The sequence below is a fragment of the Pseudonocardia sulfidoxydans NBRC 16205 genome (assembly GCF_007989085.1).
Taxonomy (GTDB): Bacteria; Actinomycetota; Actinomycetes; order Mycobacteriales; family Pseudonocardiaceae; genus Pseudonocardia; species Pseudonocardia sulfidoxydans.
In genome coordinates, this window is record NZ_BJVJ01000001.1 from 1 (window position 1) to 24,841 (window position 24,841).

The following is a 24,841-nucleotide window of genomic DNA, read 5'->3' on the forward strand; positions in this document are numbered from 1 at the left end:
CCTAGGCGCGCCCGCGGTGGGGCGATCCGTGCGGTCCGCCCTCGGTAGCCCCGCACCTCCACGGCGCGAACGCCTGCAGCGGGCTCCCGGGCGGTGACTCGCCCCGGTACACCAGCGGCTCCAGCCGCACCGCCGCCGCCGTCTCGTTGCGGGTGCCCAGCCACAGGTCGATGAACTGGTAGGCCTGCCCCGACAAGGTGACGACGGTGCGCGCCTGTCCGCCGCACGACGTCGCCGAGACCGCCCGGCGCCCAGCCGGCGGCGCACCCCAGTCGGGGTTGGTGTTGGGCGGTGCGGTCCACGGCCCGGCGAGCGACGACGCCGTCGCGTACCCGGTCGGCGCGCCCGCGCAGTACCCGCAGTGCGGGTCGCTGTAGGTCATGATCCACGTGCCCGTCGACGGATCACGGTAGGCGCCCGGCGCCTCGGTGTTCGTCAGCCCCGCCAGCCGGCGCGCACCACCCCCGGCGCCCGCGGTCCCGGCCGGGGTCAGCCGTTCCGACGCGAGCGTCTGGTCGGCCATCGTGCACAGCATCACCGGCGGGCGCGGGGCGTCGACGACGATCGAGAAGTCGCCGTTGTCGGTGCAGTCGTACATCGACGGCTTCGTCGTGGCGCGTCCGCTGCCGCCGCACGGCCCGGTCGGGCCCGCGCACTCCATCGAGTAGTAGGCGTTGGCGCGCAGGCGGTTGAAGTCGTCGGGGGCGTTGAACCAGAGGATCCAGGCGCCGTCGTCGGCACCCCAGCCGGTGCGCTGCACCATCCGCGGGTTGAAGCAGCCCGCGCCCGAGTCGCCGCAGATCGTCTGCCACACCGCACCCCGGAACGGGCTGACGGACGTGGGCGAGAACAGCCGGGTCGGCGCCGACCACGGCCCGGACGGGCTCGTCGCCTGCGCGACCCCGAACCCGCACCACGGCGACGCGACACCCCACGCGAACCCGCAGCCGTACATCGTCCCGTAGAGCAGGTAGACGCCGTCGGCCTGCAGGACCATGCCGTCGTGGAGGTCGACCCCGGAGATGGTGATCCCCTCGGGAGCGGCCGCGGGTGCGGTCGGGGCCGCCGCCGCCGTCGTCGCGACGAGCCCCGCCGCGAGCACCGCGCACACGACGAGGGCGCGCACGAACCTGGTCATGACGCGCCCCGCACCGCCGCCCATGTCCTCACCCTGGCAGCCCCTCACCCCCGGACCCCGCACCTCACCCGATCGCGGGCGACGCCCGAGACCCCGGAGAACCGGGCGCGGCGCCGTGTCATCGGCTAGGAAGGGGAACGTGACCGACGCCAGAGCAGCCGTCCTCACCCGGTACCGCGCCCCCTTCACCGTCGAGACGTTCCCGCGCCCCGAACCCGAGCCCGGGGCGCTCGTCGTCGACATCGAGGCCGCCACTATCTGCGGCTCCGACGTGCACGTGTGGGCCGGTGACCTCGAAGGACGCCTCCCGATCTCCCCGCCCCTGATCCTCGGCCACGAGATGGCCGGCCGGGTCACCGCGATCGGCGCGGGAGCCGAGGTCGACAGCCTCGGCAACCCCGTCCGGATCGGCGACCGGATCGTCTGGGCGCACACCCCGTGCGGGCGCTGCCGCCAGTGCACCCTCGACAAGGAGCCGACGCTGTGCCCGCAGCGCTACATCGGCTACATGTCCGACTGCAGCCGCCCGCCCCACTTCACCGGGACCTTCGCCGAGGTCGGCTACGTCGTCCCCCGCGCCGGGCGGCTGGTGATCCCCGACGGTGTCGAGAGCACCTGGGCGGCCGCCGGCAGCTGCGCGGTCCGCACCGTCGTCCGGGCCCTGGACGTCCTGGGGCGCATCGACTTCTCCGACACCGTGCTCGTCCAGGGGGCGGGCCCGGTCGGGCTCTTCACGACGGCACTCGCCTCCCTGCACGAGCCCCGCACGCTGGTCGTCGTGGGCGGCCCGGCCGACCGCCTCGCCGTCGCGCAGGAGTGGGGCGCCACCGACGTCGTGTCCGTCGAGGAGCATCCCGACCCTGTGGATCGGGTCGAGATCGTGCGGGACCTGACGGGCGGCGGACCGAGCGTCGCCTTCGAGATGGCGGGCGCACCCGGTGCCGCGGCCGAGGGCGTCGACATGATGGGACGCAACGGCCGCTACGTCCTCATGGGCACGCTCGGCGGCGAGCGCCAGCAGGTCGACGTCGCCCGGATCGTCGGGTACGGGCTGCAGCTGCGCGGCTCGATGAGCGGCGACATCGGCGACTACGCCGTCGCCCTCGACGCGCTCGACCGGTTCGCCGACCGCTTCGACTGGAACCGCATCCTCGGCACCACCTACGGCCTGTCCGACCTCGACCGCGCGATGGACGCCATGCACGCCATGGCCGAGATCAAGCCCGTCCTCGACCCCCGGCTCCCGTGAGCGGGCAGGGCTCCACCTACGCCGGGCTGCGGGTCGTCGACTTCACCGCCATGATCGCCGGGCCCTACGCCGCGATGATCCTGGCCGACCAGGGCGCCGACGTCGTCAAGATCGAGAAGCCCGGTGGTGACGACTCGCGGCGCCTCGCCCCCTTCGCCGACGACGGCATCTCGACGATCTTCACGACGTTCAACCGCAACAAGCGCAGCGTCGTCCTCGCCCTGACCACCCCCTCCGGTCTCGATGCGGCGCTGCGGCTGTGCGACCAGGCCGACGTCGTCATGGAGAGCTACCGGCCCGGCAAGTTCGACACGCTCGGCCTGTCCTGGGAGACGCTCTCGGCGCGCAACCCGCGGCTCGTCTACTGCTCGGTGTCCGCGTTCGGGCGCGGGCCCCTCGGCGCGGAGCTGCCCGGCTACGACCCCGTCGTCCAGGCCTTCACCGGCATCGTCGACGCCACCGGCCACCCCGGCGGGCCGTCGGCGCGGGTGCCGGCGTCGGTCGTCGACCTCACGACCGGCATGTGGGCGGCGATGGGCATCATGTCCGCGCTGGCCCGCCGTTCCGCGAGCGGCCGCGGGGAGCGGGTCGAGGTCGCGCTCGTCGACTCCGGGTTCGCCCTCATGTGCCATCAGATGGTCAACCTCGTCGCGACGGGGCGCCCGCCCGTCAAGACCGGTGCGGTCACGCCGATGGCCGCCCCCTACGAGACGTTCCGCGCCTCCGACGGCGAGCTGATGGTCGCCGCGGGCAACGACGCGATCTTCCGACGGATGTGCGCCGCCCTCGGCGTCCCCGAGGTCGCCGACGATCCACGGTTCGGGTCCGTCGGCGAGCGCGTCGTGAACCGGGAGGCGCTGCACGAGCTCCTGGAGGCACGAACATCGCTGCATCCCCGGCGCGACCTGGAGCGGATCCTCGGCGACGCCAAGGTCCCGGTGTCCGCGGTCAACCGGCTCGACGAGGCCCTCGCGACCCCCGTTGCGCAGGAACGCCGGATGCTGGTCGACCCGGTCGACGCCCCTCCCGGCGCCCCCTCCCTGCCGCGGCTGCCGTTCCTCTCCCCCGACGTCGTACTCCGCAACCCGCCGACGCTCGGCCAACACACCGACTGTGAGTGGCGATAGTCGCTATCGCGACTATCGCCACTCACGACCCCGCACCTGGTCTGCTCCCCACCTGGGCGCGGCCACCTTCTGCCGAGACGTGGGGCAGGATGCGGGAGGTGCAGTACGGCATCCTCGGACCGCTGCAGGTCCGGACCTCCTCGGGTGAGGACGTCGCCGTCGGCGGACCCCGCCCGCGGGCGCTGCTGACGATGCTGCTGCTGCAGGCGGGCCGGGTCGTGAGCGTGGACGCGCTCGTCGACGGCCAGTACGGCGACGACCTGCCCGCGGGCGCGGCGAACGCGGTGCAGGCGCAGGTGTCGCGGCTGCGGCGCGCGCTGCCGCCCGGGACGATCGAGTTCACCGGCGGCGGCTACCGGGTCGCGGCCGACCCGGACGACGTCGACGCGCTGCGGTTCGCGCGGCTCGCCGCCGACGGCCGCCGCGCACTCGCGGAGGGACGCGCGAGCGACGCTGCCGCGCTCCAGCGGGAGTCGCTCGGGTTGTGGCGCGGACCGGCGCTGCCCGACCTCGCGCCCGGCCCCGCGACGACCCGGCTCGACGGGCTGCGCCTCGACGCGCAGGAGGACCTCGCCGAGGCGGAGCTGGCGCTGCCCGACGGCACGTCCGTCGCGACCCTGGAGGCGCTCGCAGCCGAGCACCCGTTGCGGGAACGCCTCCGCGGCCTGCTGATGCGCGCGCTGCACGCCGCGGGCCGCCCGGCGCAGGCGTTGGAGGAGTACGAGAAGGTCCGCAAGCTGCTGCGCGCCGAGCTGGGCACCGACCCGTCGCCGGAGCTGGCCGAGGTGCACACCGCCATCCTGCGCGCCGAGCACCCCGCCCCACCCCGGCCGCGCACGGCACCGGCGCAGCTGACCTCGTTCGTCGGCCGGGCGGCGGAGCTCGACCGGCTCGCCGCACTCGCGACCAGCAGGCTCGTGACGATCCTCGGCCCCGGCGGCATGGGCAAGACGCGGCTGGCCGCCGAGTACGCGGCCGGCGTCGGATGCTGGGTGGAGCTCACCCCGCTCGGGCCGACGGCCGACCGCGACGCCGTCGCCACCACCGTCCTCGCCGCGCTCGGGGTTCGCGACTCCCCCACCGGCGTCACGACACCGCTCGACCGGCTCGTCGCAGCGCTCGGCGAGCAGCAGCACCTGCTGCTCGTCGTCGACAACTGCGAACAGGTCGTCGCCGCCGCGGCCGCCGTCGCCCGCGAGGTACTGGCGGCCTGCCCCGGCGTCCGGATCGTCGCGACGAGCCGGGAACCCCTCGGGCTCACCGGCGAGACCCTGCTGCCTCTCGCTCCGCTCCCGGACGCGGTGCGGCTCTTCGCCGACCGCGCCGCCGCCGTCCGGCCCGGTTTCGTCGTCGACTCCACGAACGCGGCGACCGTCGAGACGATCTGCGCCGCGCTCGACGGCCTCCCGCTGGCCATCGAGCTGGCGGCGGCCCGGCTGCGGCAGTTCGGCGTCGACACCTTGGCGCGCAGGCTGTCCGAGCACGACCGGTTCCGGGTCCTTTCCCGCGGCGACCCCACCGCCGACGCCCGGCACCGCACGTTGGAGGCCGTCGTCGCGTGGAGCTGGGACCTGCTCAACGACGAGGAGCAGACCCTGGCGCGGCGGTTCGCGATCTTCGCCGGTGGCGCACCCGCCGAGGCCGTCGAGGCGGTGTGCGGGGTGCCCGAGGACGTTCTCGACGACCTCGTCGACCGCTCGCTCGTCGAGACCGACGGCGAGCGCTACCGGATGCTCGAGACGGTTCGGCTGTTCTGCCTGGCCCGGCTCGACGACGCCGCGGAGCGCGACGCGACCGCCGCCGCCCACGCCCGCCACCACCTCGCCCTGGCCCGGGAGGCCGATCCGCAGCTGCGCCGGGCCGACCAGCTCCGGTGGCTCGCGCGGCTCTCCGCCGAGGACGCGAACCTGACGGCGGCGCTGCGCTGGTCCGCCGACCACGACCGACCGACGGCGTTCGCGCTGGTCGCAGCCCTGGCCGCCTACTGGTGGCTGTCGGGGCGGCACAGCAGACCCGGCCCGGTCGCGGCGGCACTCCTGCGAGCAGGCGACCCGCCCGACGGCATGGACGAGGAGTACGCATCCGTGGTCGCCCACGCGGTCCCGCGCGCGGCACCGGAGCACTGGGCGCGCGGTGAGGCGATCATGCGCACCCGCGGCCGCGAGCTGCGGCACCCGTTCGGGGCGGCGTTGTGGGGCATGGCGGCGGGTCCACCCGCAGCCGGCCCGAACCCGCGACTCATCGGCACCGACCCGTGGAGCGTCGCGCTCGACCGGCTCAGCTCCGCCCTGCTCGACCTGCTCGACGGCCGGCCCGCCGACGCCGGGCTCGCCGCGGCCCGCGACGCGTTCGACGAGCTCGGCGAGCGCTGGGGCGGTGCGCAGGCGCTCGACTGGCTCGCGCTGGTCGCGAGCCGCCGGGGCGAGTGGGCGCGGGCGCAGGAGCTGTGGTCGGAGGCGCTGCGGCTGCAGGAGGAGCTGGGCGCGCTCGACGAGTGCGCGGAGGTCCTGTGCCACCGGGCGACGGGCCTGCTGCGCCGGGGCGACGTCGACGCCGCGGCGGCCGACGTCGCGCATGCCCGCGAGCTCTGGACGAGCGCAGGCCGTTCCCCGCTGCCGCAGGAGGCGAAGCTCGTGGAGGCGGAGATCGCGATGGCCCGGGGCGACCTCCCGGCAGCCCGTGCGGTACTGGCCGCCGCCGGCGAGGGAGCCGCCGCGTTGACGGCCCGCGGCCGTGCCGCCGAGGACCCCGAGGAGGCCCGGCGCCTCCACCGCGACGCGCTGGACGCGGCACCCCCGCTGGCCGCGGCGCGGGCCGACGCCCTGGAAGGCGTGGCATCGACGGTCGGTCCCGAAAGGGCCGCGTTCCTGCTCGGCGTCGCCGTCGCGCTCCGCGGGACGGCCGTGGCGGGCGACCCGCACGTCGCCCGCGTCGCGGCGCGGGCCCGCGACGCCGTGGGCCCCGACGCCTTCTCTGCCGCCTGGTCCCGCGGCGCCGCCCTCCCCCGCGAGGAGGCGCTCCGCGTCTCGTCAGCCGACTGTCGGTGAGCTGTCAGCGGTACCCGCCACCTTCTGGTCATGACGAACAACGACCTGACCGGCACCACCGTCCTCGTCTCCGGCGCCAGCATCGCCGGACCGGCCCTGGCCTGGTGGCTCACCCGCTACGGCGCGACCGTCACGATCGTGGAGCGGGCGCCCGAGCTGCGCACCGGTGGCCAGGCCGTCGACTTCAAGGGCGCGATCCACCGCGCGGTCCTCGACAAGATGGGTCTCTGGGAGGAGATCGAGCGCCGCGCCACCGGCGGCCACGACCAGACCGTCATCGACGCCGACGGCCGCCCCGTCACCGTCATCCCCGGCGACTTCACCGGAGGCGACGTCGAGATCCGCCGCGGCGACCTGGCCGCGATCCTCTACGAACGCACCGTGGAGGACTGCGAGTACGTCTTCGGCGACACGATCACCTCGCTCACCGAGACCGCCGACGGCCTGCACGTCACCTTCCGCGACGCCGCGCCGCGCACGTTCGACCTCGTCGTCGGGGCCGACGGCATCCACTCCGCCGTACGCCGGATCGCGTTCGGGCCGGAGGCCGACTACGTCCACCACCTGGGCTTCCACTACGCGCTGGCCGACATCGGCGAGGTCGAGGGTGTGCACGGCGGTGTCATGTACAACGAGCGCGGCCGCATGTGCGCGGTCGGCGGCCCGAAGGCCCCCGCGTTCTTCGTGTTCGCGTCGAAGGACACCGCGGCGCAGCTCGACGCCGCCCGCGACGACGTCCCCGCCCAGCAGCGGATGCTCGCCGACGCCTACCGGGGCGCGGGTTGGCGGGTGGGCGAGATCGTCGACAGGATGCCGGCGTCGACGGGCTTCTACCTCGACTCGATCAGCCAGGTCCGCATCGACCGCTACTCGTCGGGGCGGGTCGTGCTGCTCGGCGACTCGGCGTGGGGCAACACGTTGGGCGGTTTCGGGACGGGCCTCGCGGTCGTCGGTGCGTATGTGCTCGCCGGTGAGCTGGCCGCCGCCCGCGGCGACCACGAGGTGGCGTTCGCGCAGTACGAGGTGCTCATGCGCCGCTACGCGAAGGTCGCGAAGGCGGGGAACGCGGGCCCGTTCCTGGCGCCCCGCACCCGCCACGGCATGTGGACGCGCAACGCGCTGTTCCGCTTCCGGCCCATGCTGTGGCTCATGATGCGGATGACCGACGACTACGCCACCGACGTCGACCTGCGCGACTACCCGGCGCCGCGGGGCAACCTGACCGAATCCTGACGCATCGTGCCTGGCCAGAGGTTGTGAGTGGCAATAGTCGCGATAGCGACTATTGCCACTCACAGGGGTTCAGAGGGCCGCGACGACCGCCTCGGTGAACGACGTCGTACCCGCGGTGCCGCCGACGTCGCGGGTGCGGGTCCCGGCAGCGAGGGTCGCGTCGACGGCCGCACGGACCCGGCGGGCGGCGTCGAGGCAGCGGGCGTCGTCGTGCCGGTCGCCGAGCCAGTCGAGCATCATCGCGACGGACAGGATCATGCCGACGGGGTTGGCGAGGTCGCGACCGGCGATGTCGGGGGCGCTGCCGTGGCAGGGCTGGAAGACGGCGTGGTCGCGGCCGATGTCGGCCGAGGGGGCGAGGCCGAGTCCGCCGGTGATGCCCGCGGCGAGGTCGGACACGATGTCGCCGAACATGTTCTCCATGACGACGACGTCGAACCGTTCGGGTTCGCGCACCATCATCATGACGCCGGCGTCGACGTAGACCCGCTCGGTCTCGATGCCGGGGTGGCGTTCGGCGACCTCATCGAAGATGCGGCGCAGGAAGGCCTGGCTCTTGAGCACGTTGGCCTTGTCGAACAGCGTGACCCGGCCAGGACCACCGGTGCGGCGCCGGGCGGCGGCCAGGGAGAAGGAGACCTCGAACAGGGTCTCGCTCGTGGCGCGGGTGATGGTCATACGGTCGTGCTCGACGTCGGGGTCCCCCGACGGCGGGTCGTTGCGGCCGGCGAACAGGCCTTCGGTGCTCTCCCGCACGGTGACGAAGTCGACCTTGGGTGCATACAACACGGGGTCGATTCCGGGGAGCAGCGTCGCAGGCCGGACGCCGGCGACGAGACCGAAGCGCTCGCGGAGGTCGATCTGCGGGGCGATCTCGGTGCCGTCGTCGCGGCGGACGTCGGGCAGACCCATGGCGCCGAAGAGGATGGCGTCGGCGTCGCCGGCCGCGGTCGTCACGGTCTCGGCGATCGCGACGCCGGTCTCCTTGTACGCGCCGGCTCCGGCCTGGTGGAAGTCCAGGTCGAAGCGCAGGCCGAGCGGTTCGGCGACCGCGCGGAGGACGGCGACGCCCGCATCCGTGACCTCGACGCCGATGCCGTCGCCGGGCAGGACGACGACCTCGTAGGAGGCGGGGGCGGGCGGCGCGGGCATGCGGGCTCCGTTCAGGGTGGTCACGCTCAGACGCAGCGCAGAGCCCGCGGATTGTATGCAGTCAGCTCGCCTCGACGGAAGCAGGACCGAGCAGCTGCTCGCGCCCCTCGAGCAGCCGGGTCTTCGCCGAGTAGACGTGCGCGAGCATCACCGACTCCGCCCACTCGGGGCTGCGCGCCCGGAACGCGGCGAGGATCTCGCGGTGATGGCGGTTGCTGCGCTGCTGGTCCTCGCGGGTGTAGTCGTGCACGGTCCGCAGCACCAGCGGGCCGATGACGACACTGCCGCGCACCGCCGCGAAGATCTCCCCGCCCGCGGCACGGGCGATGGAGCCGTGGAACTCGCGGTTGAACTCCGCGGTCAGGTCGATGAGCTCGGGATCCCTGAGCGAGAGCTCGGCGGTGCGGCGCTCGACGGTGTCGCACAGGCCCGACAGCCGGTCGATCTCGGAGTCGGGCATCGTGATCGCGGCGCGACGCACGAAGAAGCCCTCGACCACGGCGCGGAGGTCGTAGATCGCGGCGATGTCGAGCGAGCGCCAGTCGACCACCCGGGCACCGCGGTGGGGCAGCGCCTCGATGAGCCCTTCGGACTGCAGGCGGCGCAGCGCCTCGCGGACCGGGGTGCGGGACAGGCCGTAGCGCTCGGCCATGTTGGCCTCGCCCAGGCGGGACCCGCCCTCCAGGTCGCCGGACATGATGTCCGCCCGGATCATGCGGTACGCCCGGTCGGCCGCCCGTTCGTTACTCGACGTCACCCGGCGAGACGGTACAGGTCCGCACGGCCCACGCCACCCACTCGGGCTCCGGAACCTCGAAGATCCTCGAACTTTGTGCACAGTTCGCGGCACGCGATCCGCACAACTGTTTCCGGAGGGTTACGTACGCCGGGGGCCACTGGCTGCGGATTCACGGCCAGAACCGTCCTTCCGGCCGTTGACGCCACAGCCGCGAGTTGCATACAGTTTGGGACGGCCGCGCCGGGTCTGCGGCCCCCCTCGACAACAGGAGGTCGGGCGTGCAGCTCCCCGATGACCGCGCACCGCTCGGTGGTCCGCAGGGCTGGGACACCGCACACGCGCGGTATCAGGAGGTCGACGACCGGGTCCGCGCCGTCATCACCTGGGTGGACTCGTCGCGTGCCGACGCCGAGGCCGCCGCCGGGCGCCGCGCCACCGGTGCGTCGCTGGGCCCCCTCGACGGCGCGCTGGTCGCGCTCAAGGACAACATCGACGTCGCCGGCGTCCGGACCACCGCGGGCGCCTCCTTCCTGTCCGACAACGTCGCGACCGACGACGCGACCGTCGTCCGACGGTTGCGCGCGGCGGGTGCCGTCGTCAACGCCAAGCTGAACATGGCCGAACTGGCCTGGGGCGCGACGACCCAGAACCTGACCTACGGCGCCTGCCGCAACCCGTGGGACCTCGACCGCATCCCCGGCGGCTCCTCCGGCGGGTCCGGCGCGGCGATCGCCGCCGGCTACTGCGACCTCGCGCTGGGCACCGACACCGGCGCCTCGGTCCGCATCCCCGCCGCGCTCAACGGTGTCGTCGGGCTGCGGCCCAGCGTCGGCGCCATCTCCATCGACGGTGTGCTGCCGGCCGCGAAGACCCAGGACACCGTCGGCCCCATGGCCCGCTACGCGATCGACGCCGCCCGGCTGACCGAGGCGCTCGTCGGGTACGACCCGGCCGACCCCTACTCGGTGGTGTCGACGGGCGCCCCCGCCACGTCGGCGATCGGGAAGCCCCTCGACGGCCTCACCGTCGGCGTCGCACGCACCTTCTTCTTCGACGACCTCGACGACGGCGTCGGCGAACGCATCGAGACGTTCCTGGGCTGGCTGTCCGACCAGGGCACCCGGACCGCCGACGTCCCCGACTTCGGCGCGACCGGCGCACACGAGCACTGGACACGCATCGTCGGCAGCGAAGGGGCGTCGTTCCACCAGGAACGGCTGCTCGCCCACCCCGACCACTTCTCCCCCGACGTGTTCGGCCGCGTCTCCGCCGGGCTCGACATCCCCGCGGTCGACCTCGCCCGCTCCCTGGCGTTCCGCGCCGAGTACCGGACCCGGCTCGCCCGGGTCTTCGCCGACCTCGACGTCATCGTCACACCCGTCGTGCCCGTCGACGTCCCGATGGCCGGTGGCCCCGACTCCCGCGCGCAGACGTTGCAGCTCGGCCGGATCACCTACCCGTGGGCGCTGCACGACGGGCCGACGCTGAGCCTGCCGATCGGCTTCCACCCCCGCAGCGGCCTGCCCGTCGGGGTCGCGATCACCGCGCCCCGCTTCGGCGAGGCCGTCCTGTTCCAGATCGCGTGCGCGTACCAGGACGTCACCGACTGGCACACCGCACGCGCAGCCGTCCCCACCCGCTGACCAGCGCCCACGCCCACCAGGGCAGACCGGAAGGTTGTCATGACAGAGCACACCGTCGACGTCTCGGCGCTCTCGCCCGTCGAGAAGGGGCGCGGCGCGCTCGAGGGCCTGCGGGTCCTCGACCTGGCCACGATGATGGCGGCACCCTGGGCCGCGACCTACCTCGCCGACTACGGCGCCGACGTCGTCAAGGCGGAACTGCCCGGCACCGGGGACCCGGTCCGCAAGTGGGGCACCCAGTTCGAAGGCGTGTCCCTGGCCTGGAAGACGTTGGCGCGCAACAAGCGGCTCATCACGCTGGCGTTGAACAAGCCCGAGGGCCAGGAGCTCGTACGCCGGCTGGTCCCGGAGTTCGACATCCTCATCGAGAACTTCCGGCCCGGCGTCATGGAGCGGTGGGGCCTCGGGCCCGAGGTCCTCCAGGAGATCAACCCGAAACTGATCATCCTGCGCACCTCCGGCTACGGGCAGACCGGCCCCTACGCCGAGCGCCCCGGGTTCGGCACCCTGGCCGAAGGGTTCTCCGGCCTGGCCTACATCACCGGCGCCGACGACCGGCCCCCCTCGATCGCGGGCTACCCGCTGGCCGACGGTGTCGCCGCCCTCACCGGCGCGATGGCCGTCCTGGCCGCCGTCTACTGGCGCGACGTCAACGGCGGCAAGGGCCAGGTCATCGACAACGCCATCACCGAGGCCACCTACCGGCTCATCGACTACACGATGCTCGACTGGGAGAAGCGCGGCGTCGTCCGCCAGCGTTCCGGCAACCGGCTGGCCGACCTGGCGCCGCGCAACACCTACCAGTGCTCGGACGGGCACTGGATCTCGATCTCCGGCGGAACCCAGGCCATCGTGGAGCGCATGTTCCGGGTCATGGACCGCCCCGAGCTCATCACCGACCGCCGCTTCCTCGACAACGAGGCGCGGCTGCGCAACGTCGCGGACCTCGACGAGGCCATCGCCGAGTTCGTCGCGAAGCACCCGCAGGAGGAGGTGCTGCGCCGCTTCGAGGAGGCCCGCGTCGCCGCCGCGGCGGTGCACGACATCAAGCAGGTCGCCGAGCACCCGCACTTCCAGGCCCGCGAACTGCTGCAGCGCATCGACGACCCCGAGCTGGGACCGACGTCGGTGACGCACGTGCACCCGCGGCTGTCGGAGACACCGGGCGGGGTCAGCCACCTCGGTGGCGTGATGGGACAGGACAACGAGAGCTTCTACCTCGACGAGGTGGGGCTGTCGCAGGAGGAGTACCAGAAGCTCAAGGACGTCGGGGCCATCTGAGCTACAACCCACCGCAGGGCAAGGGAGCGAGAATGTACGACCTCATCGTCACCAACGGGCTGGTCGCCGACGACCGTACGGTGCAGCCCCTCGACATCGCCGTCAAGGACGAGAAGATCGTCGCGGTCGGCACGCACGGCCAGTTCTCCGAGACGGGCGCCGCGACCGTCGTCGACGCGGCCGGCAAGTACGTGCTGCCCGGCGGCATCGACAGCCACGTGCACTACGACCTGCAGATCTCCGAGGCCATGAAGGCCCAGTCCTCGGAGGCGGGCTCGCGGGCCGGCCTCTGGGGCGGCACCACGACCTACATCGACTTCTCGATGTCGTGGGGCGAGGAGGACCTCGTCGAGTCCATCCAGTCGAAGATGGAGAAGACGAACTCGCAGAACCTCTACAGCGACTACGCGCTGCACGCCATCATGACCGGCAACTGGCCGCAGTCCAACGCCGACCGGATCCGTGAGGCGATCAGCGGCGGCGTCACGTCGTTCAAGTTCTTCACGACGTTCGGCGGCAGCGAGGCCATCGGCGGCATGATGACCGACGACGGCCGCATCTACTCGGCGATGCTGGAGACGCAGCAGCACGGCGGCATCGTGATGGTGCACTGCGAGGACGACTGCATCATCGACTACAACGTCCGCAAGCTCTACAGCCAGGGCCGCGAGCACTTCTCCAACATCGGCGAGGCCCGCCCGCCGCTGGCCGAGGAGGCCGCGGTGCGCCGCATGCTGCTGCTGTCGCAGCGCACCGACTCGCCCCTCTACATCGTCCACGTCTCGGCCAAGGAGTCGATCGAGGCGATCGGCGAGTTCCGCGAGAAGGGGACGCACGCCTTCGGGGAGGTCCTGCACCCGAACCTGGTGTTCGACCCCGAGCTCTACCAGCGCCCCAACGGCCAGCGCTACATGAACTACCCGCCCAACAAGACGATCGAGCACCGCGACGCGCTGTGGGCGGCGTGCGAGTCCGGCGACCTGCACACGCTCGCCAGCGACGACTACACCATCCCGTGGGACAACAAGATGATGGGCGACACCGTCGACAACGTCACCGGCGGGACGAACAGCGTCGAGACCCGCATGTCGGTGTTCTGGTCCGAGGGTGTGCGCAAGCGCAGGCTGTCGGTCCCCCGGTTCGTCGAGCTCACCTCGGCCAACCCGGCCCGCATCTTCGGCCTCTACGGCACGAAGGGCGTCCTGCGCCCGGGCGCCGACGCCGACATCGTGCTCATGGACGACGGCTTCACCCACACCTACAAGCAGGGCGAGAACCTGCACTCGGACTGCGACTACAGCAACTGGGACGGCTGGGACGTCAACGGCATGCCGGTGACGACGATCCTGCGCGGCAACGTGATGATCGACAAGGGCGCCTTCGTCGGCCCGCAGAACATCGGCCGGTTCGTCCCGGCGTCGACACCCGAGACGGTCTGAGCCCCGTGACGGCAACGCGACCCGCGGCGATCGACGACACCACGCTCGACGACTACGCCTCCCGGGGCATGCGTCGGCGCACCGGTTTCGGTGCCAACCCCTGCGTGCTGGTGATCGACTTCCAGTACGGCATGACCGACCCCGAGTGCCCGCTCGGCTCGGCCAACCAGGACGCGCCGATCGAGGTCACGCAGCGCATCCTCGCGGCGGCCCGCGAGGCCGGCGTGCCGGTCGTCTACACCCGGGTCGCCTACCGGCCCGACCTCGCCGACGGCGGCCTCTTCGTCGAGAAGGTGCCGGCGCTCGGTGCGCTGACGCTGGGCAGCCGGTGGGTGGAGATCGACGAGCGCGTCGCGATGGCCGACGGCGACTACCTGCTGACCAAGCGGCACAGCAGCTCGTTCATCGGCACCGAGCTGCAGCAGGTGCTGCAGAACCGCGGGATCGACACGATCATCAACGTCGGCTGCTCGACGTCGGGCTGCGTCCGCCAGACCGCCGTCGACGCCCAGGCCTACGGGTTCCGCTCGGTCGTGGTCGCCGACGCCGTCGGCGACCGCAGCCCCGAGCAGCACCGCGCCAACCTGATCGACCTCGACGGCAAGTACGCCGACGTCGTGACGAGCGAGGAGGCGATCGCGGCCATCAACGCGGTCGCCGCGGCCCGGGCGGGTGCGGGATGAAGGCCGTCGTCTTCGACACCTTCGGCGGCCCGGAGGTCCTGCGCCTCACCGACATGCCCGACCCGGTCGCCGGACCGGGCGAGGTCGTCGTCGACGTGCGGTTCACGGCGCTCAACCACGTCGACATCGACATCCGCGAAGGGGTGTCGCGCTTCGACTTCGAGATGCCCCACATCCTCGGGCTCGAATGTGCGGGCGTCGTGTCGTCCGTCGGTGAGGGTGTCGAGTCGCCGAAGGTCGGCGACCGCGTCGCCGTCTCCTACATCCGCACCTGCGGGTACTGCGAGTGGTGCAAGCGCGGGCAGGACAACCTGTGCGAGAACCGCAAGCTCTACGGCGAACACATCCGCGGCGCCTACGCCGAGAAGCTGCTGACGCCGGCGAACCACTGCCTGCCCCTTCCCGACGGGCTCTCGTTCGCCGACGCCGCCGCCTCGCTGACCGCGTTCGGCACCGCGTACCACGCGCTCGTCCCGCGTGGTGACCTGAAGCTCGGCGAGACGGTGCTGATCCACTCGATCGGCTCCGGCGTCGCGTCCGCGGCCCTGCAGATCTGCAAGTCCGCGGGCGCGACCGTCATCGGCACGGCGAGCCAGGACGCCACGCTCGAACGTGCCAAGGCCGACGGCGCCGACCACGTCATCAACTACAGGACCTCCCCCGACCTCTACGCCGAGGTGCTCGACGCCACCGACGGCCGCGGGGTGGACCTGGTGTTCGACGTCGTCGGTGGTGAGGCGTTCGGGAAGTCGATGCAGGTCATGCGGCCCTACGCCCGCCTGATCAGCATCGGCGCCCACGCGGGCGAGGTCGTGCCGTTCGACATCATCGAGTTCTTCCGGCGGCACATCTCCTACATCTCCTCGCACACGCAGACCCGCGACGAGATGACCACCGTGCTGCGGCTCGTCGCCAACGGCACGTTCTCACCGCGGGTGCACTCGGTGTACCCGCTGGCCGAGGCGGCCAAGGCGCAGGAGGAGCTGGTCGCGCGCAAGCACTACGGCAAGATCCTGCTGGACGTGGGCGGCGAGTAGCCGCCCCTGCCGGTGCCCGGGCCCTCGCGGTGGGGGGCCCGGGCACTTCCATGCCCGACCCCGAACACCGAGAGAACCCGCCCCGGCGGTCAGCGGCTCCACAACGGTTGTGAGCGGCAATAGTCGCTATAGCGACTATTGCCGCTCACAGGCGCTGAGCTGCGGGGACCCGGCGGCGGGCCTCGCGGACGACGAGGACCGTCGCGGCCAGCAGCAGGCACCCGCCGGCGCAGAGCCAGGCGACGGTGTAGCCGGCGCCCGTCGCGAGCAGGCCGAACAGTGCCGGGCCCGCGACACCACCGGTCGCGGCGCCGACCATGATCGCGGCGGAGGCGCGGGCGGTGGCCTCGGGGTGCGAGGCGACGACGTCCTGGGTGAGCAGCCCGTTCCAGCCCCAGCCCGCCCCGCACGCCAGGACGGTCGCGGCGGCGAGCCCGCCCGTCGAACCGGTGAGCGCGAGGCCCGCCGTCCCCAGGCCGCCCGCGGCCATCAGCCCGGCGCAGACGATCATGGGACGGCGGGCCGTCCCGAACCGCCAGGACGCGATGAAGCGGCCCCCGATCCCGCAGACCCCGCCGAGCGCGAGCAGGAATCCCGCGGTGGGGGCGGCGGTGCCGCCGTCGACGGCGGCGACGACGTAGAAGCCGCCGGTCGCCGAGACCGCCGCCATGGCGAGGCCGACGGCGACCGAGACGGGGACGAGCCCGCGCGGCTTCACCGCGCGGCGCGGCGCGGGCGCCGCTGACGACGACGCGGGAGTGTGGGAGCGGGGAAGCCTGCGGGGCAACGCGATCAGCGCCGGGAGCGCAACGAGGACGGCGGCGGCGAAGGCCCAGCGCCAGCCGACGGTCAGGACGACGAGTGGGACGCCGAGCCCGGCCAGCAGGGACGCCCCGGGCAGGGAGGCCTGTTTGACGCCGTAGGCGAGGCCGCGCCGGTCGGCGGGCAGGACGGCGAACAGTGCCATGTCGCCGGCGGGGGTGGCGAGGGCGGTCGCGATCCCGCCGACGACGGCGAACACGACCAGCAGCGGGAACGATGCGGCGGTCGCGAGGCCGGCGAGGGAGGCGATGCCGATCGCGATGCCGGTGAGCGTCGTGACGCGGGGGCCGAGGGCGTGTGCGACGTGTCCGCCGGCGAGCCCGGCGACGGCCATGGCGATCCAGAAGGCGGAGACGGCGAGGCCGAGGCGGCCGGCGTCGAAGTGCAGGTCGGCGGCGACGGCGGGGGCGGTGGCGCCGAGGAGGAACACCGGCAGCATGGTCAGCGTGGCCGAGCAGGTGACGGCCGTGAGTACCCGGCCCCACCCCACGCGCACTTCCGTCACGAACGCTCCAATTGTATGCGAGTTGCACCGCGCAGCCCGTGCCGCACGTTCACCCTCGCACATCGTTCGATATCGAGAAAAGCCTGATCGAGTGCCCGATTCGGCAAAGAGGACCACGCGCCGAAACCATGGCCTCGGCGGAGGCGATCGTATACATTCAGCGGGAATCACCACCCACCGAGAGGACGCCCGCATGGCCGAGGAGCCCCAGGCCCGCATCGTCGAGGTCCTGCTGCGCGACGGGCTGCAGACGATGGTCTACGAGTCGGACTGGCACGTCCCGACGACCGAGGAGAAGCTCGAGCTCATCGAGATGCTCGCCGACGCGGGCATCCCCGAGCTGGAGGTCACCGGGTTCGTCCACCCGAAGGTCATCCCCATGCTGGCCGACGCGAGCGAGGTCGTGCAGCGGCTGCCCGACCGTCCCGGCACGGTCTACCGCGCGCTGGTGCCCAACCTGCGCGGCGCCCAGCGTGCCATCGCGGCGGGCTGCACCAAGCTGTCGGCGCTGATCGTCGCGAGCGAGACGTACAACAAGAAGAACTCGAACATGACGCTCGCCGAGAACGTCGAGCAGATCCGCCAGATCACCGAGCTGGCGAAGTCCGAGAAGGACGTCGTGGTCAACGTCAGCATGGGCTGCTGCTTCCTGTGCCCCTACGAGGGCGAGCAGTCCGAGGAGCACATCCTCGGCCTGATCGAGACGTTCGTCGGCTTCGGGATCACCGAGGTGAGCATCGCCGACAGCATCGGGATGGCGAACCCGCGGATGGTCGGCAAGCGGGTCAAGGCGATCACGTCGCGCTGGCCGGAGCTGACGCTGGGCATGCACATGCACGACCGGACGGGCATGGCGCTGGCCAACATCGTGGCCGCGTTCGACAACGGTGCCACCCTGTTCGAGACGTGCGCGGGCGGCTACGGCGGCGGCATCTCGATGCCGGTGTCGGTGCTGGGCATGGGCAACGTGCCGACCGAGGACGTCGTCAACATGTTCGACGAGATGGGCATCCCGACCGGGGTGGACCTGGGCGCAGTGCGCAAGGCGGCCGAGCGGACCGCCGAGATCATCGGCCTGCCCACCTACGGCCGGGTGTCGAAGTACGGCACCTACCAGGAGTTCCACGAGCTGGCCCTGCAGCACATCGACGCGCCGGCCCGCGGGAACTCGGCCCTGCAGAAGTAGGAGCTCACTGGATCGCGTCGCCGGTCCGGAACCGCGCGGTCAGGGCGTCGAGCTCGGCGAGCAACGACTCGTCGAGCTCGACGTCCGCCGCCGCGGCGGCGAGGTCGAGCTGGTCGGGGCGGGTCGCGCCGAGGATCACCGACGTCACGCCGGGCCGCGACCGCAGCCACGCCGTCGCCAGCACGGGCATCGTCAGGCCCGCGGCGTCGGCCAGCTCCCGGATGCGGGCCACGGCGTCGAACGCGTCGTCGTGCCAGTACCGGCCGCGGTAGAGCGCGCCCGCGCCGGCGTCGGTGAACCGGGTGCCGTCGGCGGTGCCGCCCTCGCGACGGTGCTTGCCGGTGAGCATCCCGCCCGCCAGGGCGTTGTAGGCCAGCACTCCCAGCCCGTCCTCGCGGCACAGCGGGAACAGCTCGCGCTCGTGCTCGCGGAACAGCAGGTTGTACCGCGCCTGCACCGACGCGAACGCCGCCCAGCCGTGCAGGGCACTGCGCCCGAGGGCGCGAGCCACCTGGTAGGCGAGGAAGTTCGAGCACGCGACGTAGCGGACCTTCCCCGCGGTGACGAGGTCGTCGAGGGCGTGCAGGGTCTCCTCGATCGGCGTCGCCGGGTCGGGGCGGTGCAGCTGGTAGAGGTCGATGCGGTCGGTGCGCAGCCGCCGCAACGACGCCTCCGCGGCCTCGACGACGTGTTTGCGCGACAGGCCGCCGTCCCACGGCCGCGGCCCGGTCCGCCCGTGCACCTTCGTGGCCAGCAGGAACCGGTCGCGCCGCCCGTCGGCGAGCCAGCTGCCGACGATCTCCTCCGTGACGCCGGCCCGGTCCCAGTCGCTGCCGATGGGGTACTTGTCGGCGGTGTCGAGGACGGCGATGCCGAGGTCGTCGGCTCGGTCGAGGATGGCGTGCGACTGCGTCTCGTCGCACTGGCCACCGAACGTCGCGGTGCCGAGGGTGAAGCGGGTGATCGGCAGTCCGGTGCGGCCCAGCAGGGCCCAGTCCCGGTCCACGACGGTCATGTCTCCTCCGAAGGTTCGAGCGCGGCGACAGGCGCGGCGCGCGAGGCCGCGACGATCCCCGCACCGGCGAGGTTCAGCGCGGCACACACGACCCAGCCCCAGGACCAGTGGCCGGCCAGCGACACGACGAACCCGATCAGCAACGGGCACGCGACGGCACCCAGGTTGATCAGCGTCAGCGACGCGCCGGTGGTGGTGCCGACCTCGCCCGGTTCGGCGGCCTCGGCGATCGCGGCGACGTAGACGCCGTTCCAGCCGACCGCGCACAGCCCGACGACGAGCAGGGCCACCGGCAGCAGGCCGGCGGGCACCACCCAGAGCAGGGTCACGGCGACTGCGCCCAGCGCCGACACCACCTGCAGGTGGCGCAGCCGCAGCTCGGGGTGCAGGTCGGAGAACCAGCCCCACAGCGGGCGCCCGCACACCCCGCCCGCCAGCAGCAACGCCACCCCGAAGCCGGACTCCGCGACCGACAGGCCGCGGTCGGCGACGAGGTAGACGGTGGTGAACGCGAAGATGCTCACCTGCGCGCCCGCCATCACGAACCCGTAGCCGTAGCCGTGGGGCAGGCGCATCCGCAGGTCGGGACGCAGCAGCGCCGCACCCGATCCTGCCGTCGACGACCGCACCCGGCCGCGCGCCGCGATGAGCAGGCCGGCGAGCGCGCACGTCGCGAGCGGGACGACGGCGGCCCACCGCCAGCCGTGCACCGAGCCCAGGGCGGGGAGCACCGCGCCGGCGAGGATGCCGCCGAGCGGCACGCCCGCCTGTTTGACGCTCATGACGAGCCCGCGGCGTTGCGCGCGGCCGGGGTTGGCGAGGACGTTCGTCGGCGGGTTGACGATGCCGTAGCCGAGTCCCGCGACCGCGATCCCGGCGTAGAACGCGACGGCGGCGGGTGCGGTCGCGACGACGGCGACCCCCGCGGCCAGGACGAGCAGTCCCGTCGCGAGGACGACGGCGGGGCCGAACCGGTCGGTGGCCCGCCCGGCGGGACGCGCGGTGAGCATGGCGCCGAGGTAGGCGACCGACGCGATCGCGCCGACGCCCACCTCGGACAGGCCGAGGTCGGCCTGGATCAGTGGTGCGTTGGCCGAGGCGCCGACGACCGCGAAGCCGCCGGCCGCCAGGGCCAGTACCGAGAGTGCGACACCCTCACGGAGGGCGAAGGGTGGGCGTACCGGCACCTCGTCAGACGCCGCGCTTCATCCGGCGGCGCCGGATGATCTGCGAGAACGACACGGCGAGGATGAGCGCGCCACCGTAGAAGATGTTCTGCACGAACGACTGCAGGCCCAGCAGCTGCAGACCCGTGATGCCGGTGACGAGGAAGTACACCGCGATCACCGTGCCCCACGGGTTGAACCGGCCGGGCTTGATCGTCGTCGATCCGAGGAACGCCGCCGCGAACGCCGGCAGCAGCAGGTCCAGACCGGTGGTCGGGCCCGCGGAGCCGGAGGTGCCCGCGATGAGCACGCCGCCCAGCGCGGCGACGAACGCCGACGTGACCAGCGCGCCGATGCGCAGCGTCGACACCCGCATGCCCGAGAGCCGGGCGACCTCGCGGTTGCGGCCGACGACGAGCAACCGCTGGCCGAGCGGGGTGAACGCGAACACGTACCAGAGGATCAGGGCGAAGATGATCGCGTAGTAGAACTCGAGCGGGATTCCGAACAGGCGGTAGGAGATCACGATGTCGATCAGGGTCTGGTCGACGCCGGTGATGGTGTTCGCGCCGCTGATCCACAGCGCCACACCGGCCAGCAGCGTGCTCATGCCGAGGGTGACGATGAGGCTGTCGATGCCGAGCAGCACCGTCAGCGCCCCGTTGACCAACCCGACGACGATGCCCGCGATCAGCGCGACGAGGATCGCCGCCCAGATGCTCCACCCGTGTTGGGCGTTGAGGATCGCGATGATCAGCGCCGACATGCCGACGACGGCGCCGATCGACAGGTCGAAGTCGCCCGCGATGAGCGGCACGATCAGGCCCAGGGTCACCACGACGAGCACGGCCTGCGAGGCCAGGATCGACGCGGCGTTGGCCGAGGTGAAGAACGTGTCGGTCTCGACGATGCTGAAGACGATGATCACGGCGAGCCACGTGAGCGGCAGCGCCATCGCCTCGAGCCGGCCCGTGGGCCGGCGCCGGGCCGCCTTCTCGGCGGGGTCGGCCGCCGTGCCGGCGGCGGTGTCGGTGGACGGCCCCGCCGCCTCGGGGGTCTCGACGTCCTTGCGCACGGTCGTCATGTCGGCGCCTCTCTCCTCGTTCATGGGGCCGGGACGGGTGCCGACGCCTGTCCGTGGCACAGGTCGGCGATGCGGGCCTTGGTGATGTCGTCGCCCGTCACGAAGGTGACGAGCCGGCCGCGCACGAAGATGCCGACGCGGTCGCAGATGGTCTCGAGCTGCTCGTACTCGGAGCTGGCGCAGATCGTCGCGCCGGTGGCGGTGCTGCCCCGGATCATGTCGAAGATCTGTTGGCGCGCACCGACGTCGACGCCCTGGGTCGGTTCGTGCAGCAGCAGCACCTTCGGCTGAATCTGCTGCCACTTGGCCATCAGGGCCTTCTGCTGGTTGCCGCCGGAGAACGACCCGTACTCCAGGTCCGGCAGGGCCGGCCTGACGTCGAACTCGGTGACGAGCTGGCGGACGTTGTCGCGCATCGTCCCGTGCCGCAGCCGCCAGCCGCGGAAGTACCGGTCGAGCACCGTCAGGTTCATGTTCTCGCCGAGGGAGAGGGTGCCGACGCTGCCGGCGTTCTTGCGGTCCCCGGGGACGAGCGCCATGCCCAGCGACATGGCGCGCCGCGGCGTCAGGTTCGCGATGTCGACCGTGCGGTCGCCCGCGCTGATCGCGCCGGTGGCACCGGGTGAGGCGCCGAACAGCGAGTACACGACCTCCTCGTACCCGGAGCCGACGAGCCCCGCGAAGCCGAGCACCTCGCCCTCGTGCAGGTCGAACGAGACGTCCTGCAGCGGGCCGTGGGACAGCCCCCGCACCGACAGCACCACGTCGCGGCCGGTTGCCGTGGTGGCCGAGGTCTCGTGCGGATGCTCGGCGAGCTCACGGCCGATGATCATCGTGACCAGCTCGCGGCCGGAGGTCTCACTGGTGACGGCGCTGCCGGAGGTGTGGCCGTCGCGCAGGACGGTGACGCGGTCGGTGATCTCGCGGACCTCGTCGAGGTCGTGGGAGACGAACAGGACGCTCGACCCGTCGGAGGTGATGCGCTTGACCAGCGAGAACAGCTGGCCGACCTCCTGCTTGGGCAGGAAGACCGTCGGCTCGTCGAGGACGAGCATGTTCGCCCCGGCGTCGCCGGAGGCGGCGGCACCGTCGCGGATGCTCTCCACGGCACGCACGATCGCGAGCATCGCCCGGTCGACGGGACGGATCCGCTCGACGGTGGCGTCGGGGTCGATGTCGACGTCGTAGCGGGCGAACATCTTCGCGGCGCGTTCGCGGGCGGCACGCCAGGAGTAGGCGGCCTTCCGGGACGCGGCGATCTCGCCCAGCATCAGGTTCTCGGTGACCGACAGCGACGGCACGAGTCCCAGGTCCTGGTGGACGAACTCGAAACCGAGGCTGCGGTGCTGGCCCGGCAGCAGCGGGAGCGGCACGTCGCGGCCGGCGACCTCGAGGGTGCCCCCGTCCGGGGTGTGGAACCCGGACAGGACCTTGATCAGGGTCGACTTGCCCGACCCGTTCTCCCCCAGCAGCCCGTGCACCTCACCCGGCATGATCGTGAGGTCGACGCCGTCGAGGGCACGCTGGCCACCGAAGATCTTGGTGAGCCCACGGATCCGGACGAGCGGGGTCGTCGGGTTCGTCATGTCTGTCCTCCTCGGCAGGCACGCGGTGGAAGGGGCTGATCACCCGAGTCCCGGACCGGCCGCGTGGGGCGGCCGGCCCGGGATCGTCAGGGAGCGGTTTTCACGCGACGGTCAGGCGCCGCCCAGGCCCCACAGCTTGAGGAACCCGGAGGTGTAGGCGTTTCCGTAGCCCACGCCGGCCTCGGCCGGGGTGCCGGCCTCGGCGACGTTGGTCTTGTCCCAGATGCGGATCGGCGTGCGCTCCGCGACCGGCTGCTGGCCGAGCAGGACCCGGAAGACCTGGTCCATCGTCGCGTAGCCGATACCGGGGGTGTCCTCGCCGACGTTCATGGCGACGAGGTCGCCGTTGGACTGGCGGATCGCGTCGAGCGCGTACGGCGACCCGTTGTAGCTCGTGATCTTGACCTGGCCGGTCTTGGCCAGCGTCTGCACCGCGGGGATCGCACCGGCGACCATGGCGTCGTAGAGCACGTAGACGTAGTTGACCTTCGGGTTGGACTGCAGGGCCGACTGCACGATGCCCTGGGTCTTGGTGTTCCAGTCCGCCACGGGGATGTTGATGACGGTGTTGGAGCAGCCGGAGCAGTTCGCGGCGAACTCGTCCTGCATCGCCTTGATGGTGCCGGGGCTGGGCAGGATGTCGCTGCCGCCGACGATCAGCACGTTCGCCGCACCGCCGGAGTCCTTGATCATCCAGGCGGCCGCAGCCCTGCCTGCCTCGTTGAACGGGGCGGTCACCGTGGCGGTGATGTCGGTGCAGCCCTCACACGTGGGCACGGCCGGCATGTCGTTGTCGTGGAAGTGCATCACGATGACGGGGATGCCGGCGGCCTTCGCGGCCTGCAGCTGCGGCCCGAGCGCGCGGGGGTCGGGCGCGCCGTTGAGGACGATGATGTCCTGCTTGGACGCGATCGCCTGGTTGATGCCCTGGACCCACTGGGAGACCTGGGCCTGGTTGTCGAACTTCGTGTAGGTCATGCCCGCCTTCTCGGCCGCCTCCTTCATGGAGGCCGAGATGGACTGCACGAACGGGTTCGGGACCGACGGGATGTCGAAGATCTTCTTGCCCTTGAGGGGCGTGACGTCGATCGGCGGGCCGGGCGCGGTGAACGTCGACGGACCGCTGTACTTCGCGATCAGGTCGGTCACCGCCTGCGGCACGGCGGCCGCCGACGCGTTGGTGTCGGTCGACGTCGATGTGGACCCGCCCTTGGAGCAGGCGGCAAGTGCCACCACGGCGACGGCGGCGATTGCTCCTGCCACCCAGCGCCGGGCTCTACGTGTATACATGTGCTGCCCTCTTCTCGGACCAGATTCAGTCCCCCGATCGGCCAATCGAAGCGGGTTTCTGCTCTTCAGTCAACAGATCTGGCGACCGTTTTGTAACTGTTGAGTTTCGTAAGCAGGCGGTGACTGTGCCCGTTCGGTATGCAATCTGGAACCGCTACAGCGCGCAGCCACTCCACGTCCCGGCGTGGTTGCTCGGGCGCGCAGAGCCGTTCCGCGGGCGTCGCCGAACCGTCCGCAGGTGTCGGGATGTCGTCTCCGGCCGGTGCCACGACGGCGCCGTGACCGCGGGACCGCTCCTGCGCGGAGCGGCCGCCCGCTCACACCCGGCCGGTCCCGGTGAACTCGGTGATGTCGTCGGGCGAGCTGCCCCGCCTGGGTCCGGAGCGGACCGCCGCCGCCATGACCACGGCCATGGCGCC

General features: G+C 72.3%; 19 protein-coding genes. 10 read left to right on the forward strand and 9 right to left on the reverse strand.

Annotated elements, in window-relative coordinates; all coding sequences use genetic code 11:
• Nucleotide 1: 1 nt before the first annotated feature.
• A complete protein-coding gene (locus PSU4_RS00005; protein ID WP_186816656.1) occupies nucleotides 2-1,138 on the reverse strand; it encodes a glycoside hydrolase family protein in 1,137 nt (378 codons plus the stop codon).
• A 139-nt stretch (nucleotides 1,139-1,277) separates the two neighbouring features.
• On the opposite strand from PSU4_RS00005, the gene PSU4_RS00010 reads away from it, so the two are divergent.
• From PSU4_RS00010 to PSU4_RS00025, 4 genes are all read left to right on the forward strand, one after another.
• A complete protein-coding gene (locus PSU4_RS00010) occupies nucleotides 1,278-2,387 on the forward strand; it encodes a zinc-binding dehydrogenase (protein ID WP_186816657.1) in 1,110 nt (369 codons plus the stop codon).
• Complete coding sequence (locus PSU4_RS00015; RefSeq protein ID WP_147101196.1) at nucleotides 2,384-3,514, forward strand: CaiB/BaiF CoA transferase family protein; 1,131 nt, start codon at nucleotides 2,384-2,386, stop codon at nucleotides 3,512-3,514. Before PSU4_RS00010 ends, PSU4_RS00015 begins: the two co-directional genes overlap by 4 nt.
• A gap of 89 nt (nucleotides 3,515-3,603) precedes the next feature.
• A complete protein-coding gene (locus PSU4_RS00020; RefSeq protein ID WP_147101199.1) occupies nucleotides 3,604-6,561 on the forward strand; it encodes an AfsR/SARP family transcriptional regulator in 2,958 nt (985 codons plus the stop codon).
• Nucleotides 6,562-6,591: 30 nt separating this feature from the next.
• Nucleotides 6,592-7,794, forward strand: coding sequence for an FAD-dependent monooxygenase (locus PSU4_RS00025; protein ID WP_147101202.1), 1,203 nt, complete (start codon nucleotides 6,592-6,594; stop codon nucleotides 7,792-7,794).
• 69 nt (nucleotides 7,795-7,863) lie between these two features.
• Here PSU4_RS00025 and PSU4_RS00030 read toward each other — a convergent pair whose 3' ends face one another.
• Together PSU4_RS00030 and PSU4_RS00035 are read right to left on the reverse strand one after the other, a co-directional pair.
• Nucleotides 7,864-8,946, reverse strand: a complete 1,083-nt coding sequence (locus PSU4_RS00030) for an isocitrate/isopropylmalate dehydrogenase family protein (protein ID WP_147101205.1) — start codon at nucleotides 8,944-8,946, stop codon at nucleotides 7,864-7,866.
• 61 nt (nucleotides 8,947-9,007) lie between these two features.
• Nucleotides 9,008-9,703 (reverse strand): GntR family transcriptional regulator, encoded by a 696-nt coding sequence (locus PSU4_RS00035; RefSeq protein ID WP_147101207.1) that lies wholly within the window; start codon nucleotides 9,701-9,703, stop codon nucleotides 9,008-9,010.
• Between the two features lie 260 nt (nucleotides 9,704-9,963).
• Between PSU4_RS00035 and PSU4_RS00040 the strand changes: the two genes are divergently transcribed.
• Genes PSU4_RS00040 through PSU4_RS00060 form a run of 5 tightly spaced genes read left to right on the forward strand, consistent with a single transcriptional unit; the run spans nucleotide 9,964 to nucleotide 15,768 of the window.
• Complete coding sequence (locus tag PSU4_RS00040) at nucleotides 9,964-11,328, forward strand: amidase (protein ID WP_186816658.1); 1,365 nt, start codon at nucleotides 9,964-9,966, stop codon at nucleotides 11,326-11,328.
• Nucleotides 11,329-11,367: 39 nt separating this feature from the next.
• Entirely contained in the window at nucleotides 11,368-12,609 is a 1,242-nt protein-coding gene (locus tag PSU4_RS00045) for a CaiB/BaiF CoA transferase family protein (protein WP_147101213.1), read from the forward strand.
• A 32-nt stretch (nucleotides 12,610-12,641) separates the two neighbouring features.
• Entirely contained in the window at nucleotides 12,642-14,048 is a 1,407-nt protein-coding gene (locus PSU4_RS00050; protein WP_147101216.1) for an amidohydrolase family protein, read from the forward strand.
• Nucleotides 14,049-14,053: 5 nt separating this feature from the next.
• Nucleotides 14,054-14,731 (forward strand): isochorismatase family protein, encoded by a 678-nt coding sequence (locus PSU4_RS00055; protein WP_246114869.1) that lies wholly within the window; start codon nucleotides 14,054-14,056, stop codon nucleotides 14,729-14,731.
• Nucleotides 14,728-15,768: an alcohol dehydrogenase catalytic domain-containing protein gene (locus tag PSU4_RS00060; RefSeq protein WP_147101219.1), complete on the forward strand. Its 1,041-nt coding sequence runs from the start codon at nucleotides 14,728-14,730 to the stop codon at nucleotides 15,766-15,768. The genes PSU4_RS00055 and PSU4_RS00060 overlap by 4 nt, the downstream gene beginning before the upstream one ends.
• Nucleotides 15,769-15,913: 145 nt before the next feature.
• Here the strand turns inward: PSU4_RS00060 and PSU4_RS00065 are convergent, their stop codons facing one another.
• The gene (locus PSU4_RS00065; RefSeq protein ID WP_186816659.1) at nucleotides 15,914-17,095 is read right to left on the reverse strand and encodes an MFS transporter; all 1,182 of its coding nucleotides are present in this window, start codon (nucleotides 17,093-17,095) and stop codon (nucleotides 15,914-15,916) included.
• A 193-nt stretch (nucleotides 17,096-17,288) separates the two neighbouring features.
• Between PSU4_RS00065 and PSU4_RS00070 the strand changes: the two genes are divergently transcribed.
• Entirely contained in the window at nucleotides 17,289-18,281 is a 993-nt protein-coding gene (locus PSU4_RS00070) for a hydroxymethylglutaryl-CoA lyase (protein WP_186816660.1), read from the forward strand.
• A gap of 4 nt (nucleotides 18,282-18,285) precedes the next feature.
• Here the strand turns inward: PSU4_RS00070 and PSU4_RS00075 are convergent, their stop codons facing one another.
• From PSU4_RS00075 to PSU4_RS00095, 5 genes are all read right to left on the reverse strand, one after another.
• Nucleotides 18,286-19,296: an aldo/keto reductase gene (locus PSU4_RS00075; RefSeq protein ID WP_147101234.1), complete on the reverse strand. Its 1,011-nt coding sequence runs from the start codon at nucleotides 19,294-19,296 to the stop codon at nucleotides 18,286-18,288.
• Nucleotides 19,293-20,483: an MFS transporter gene (locus PSU4_RS00080; RefSeq protein ID WP_147101237.1), complete on the reverse strand. Its 1,191-nt coding sequence runs from the start codon at nucleotides 20,481-20,483 to the stop codon at nucleotides 19,293-19,295. The genes PSU4_RS00075 and PSU4_RS00080 overlap by 4 nt, the downstream gene beginning before the upstream one ends.
• A gap of 4 nt (nucleotides 20,484-20,487) precedes the next feature.
• Complete coding sequence (locus tag PSU4_RS00085) at nucleotides 20,488-21,546, reverse strand: ABC transporter permease (protein ID WP_246114870.1); 1,059 nt, start codon at nucleotides 21,544-21,546, stop codon at nucleotides 20,488-20,490.
• A 20-nt stretch (nucleotides 21,547-21,566) separates the two neighbouring features.
• Nucleotides 21,567-23,132 carry a sugar ABC transporter ATP-binding protein gene (locus PSU4_RS00090; protein ID WP_147101244.1) on the reverse strand — a complete coding sequence of 522 codons (1,566 nt, stop codon included), beginning with the start codon at nucleotides 23,130-23,132 and terminating at the stop codon, nucleotides 21,567-21,569.
• 111 nt (nucleotides 23,133-23,243) lie between these two features.
• Nucleotides 23,244-24,395 (reverse strand): sugar ABC transporter substrate-binding protein, encoded by a 1,152-nt coding sequence (locus PSU4_RS00095; protein WP_246114871.1) that lies wholly within the window; start codon nucleotides 24,393-24,395, stop codon nucleotides 23,244-23,246.
• Nucleotides 24,396-24,841 lie beyond the last annotated feature (446 nt).

What these genes read in the sequence shown, in the direction of transcription:
- PSU4_RS00060 (WP_147101219.1), top strand. Translation starts at nt 14,728, where the DNA reads ATGAAGGCCGTCGTCTTCGACACCTTCGGCGGCCCGGAGGTCCTGCGC.
- PSU4_RS00070 (WP_186816660.1), top strand. Translation starts at nt 17,289, where the DNA reads ATGGCCGAGGAGCCCCAGGCCCGCATCGTCGAGGTCCTGCTGCGCGAC.
- PSU4_RS00075 (WP_147101234.1), bottom strand. Translation starts at nt 19,296, where the DNA reads ATGACCGTCGTGGACCGGGACTGGGCCCTGCTGGGCCGCACCGGACTG.
- PSU4_RS00085 (WP_246114870.1), bottom strand. Translation starts at nt 21,546, where the DNA reads ATGACGACCGTGCGCAAGGACGTCGAGACCCCCGAGGCGGCGGGGCCG.
- PSU4_RS00050 (WP_147101216.1), top strand. Translation starts at nt 12,642, where the DNA reads ATGTACGACCTCATCGTCACCAACGGGCTGGTCGCCGACGACCGTACG.
- PSU4_RS00090 (WP_147101244.1), bottom strand. Translation starts at nt 23,132, where the DNA reads ATGACGAACCCGACGACCCCGCTCGTCCGGATCCGTGGGCTCACCAAG.
- PSU4_RS00030 (WP_147101205.1), bottom strand. Translation starts at nt 8,946, where the DNA reads ATGCCCGCGCCGCCCGCCCCCGCCTCCTACGAGGTCGTCGTCCTGCCC.
- PSU4_RS00025 (WP_147101202.1), top strand. Translation starts at nt 6,592, where the DNA reads ATGACGAACAACGACCTGACCGGCACCACCGTCCTCGTCTCCGGCGCC.
- PSU4_RS00005 (WP_186816656.1), bottom strand. Translation starts at nt 1,138, where the DNA reads ATGACCAGGTTCGTGCGCGCCCTCGTCGTGTGCGCGGTGCTCGCGGCG.
- PSU4_RS00020 (WP_147101199.1), top strand. Translation starts at nt 3,604, where the DNA reads ATGCGGGAGGTGCAGTACGGCATCCTCGGACCGCTGCAGGTCCGGACC.
- PSU4_RS00045 (WP_147101213.1), top strand. Translation starts at nt 11,368, where the DNA reads ATGACAGAGCACACCGTCGACGTCTCGGCGCTCTCGCCCGTCGAGAAG.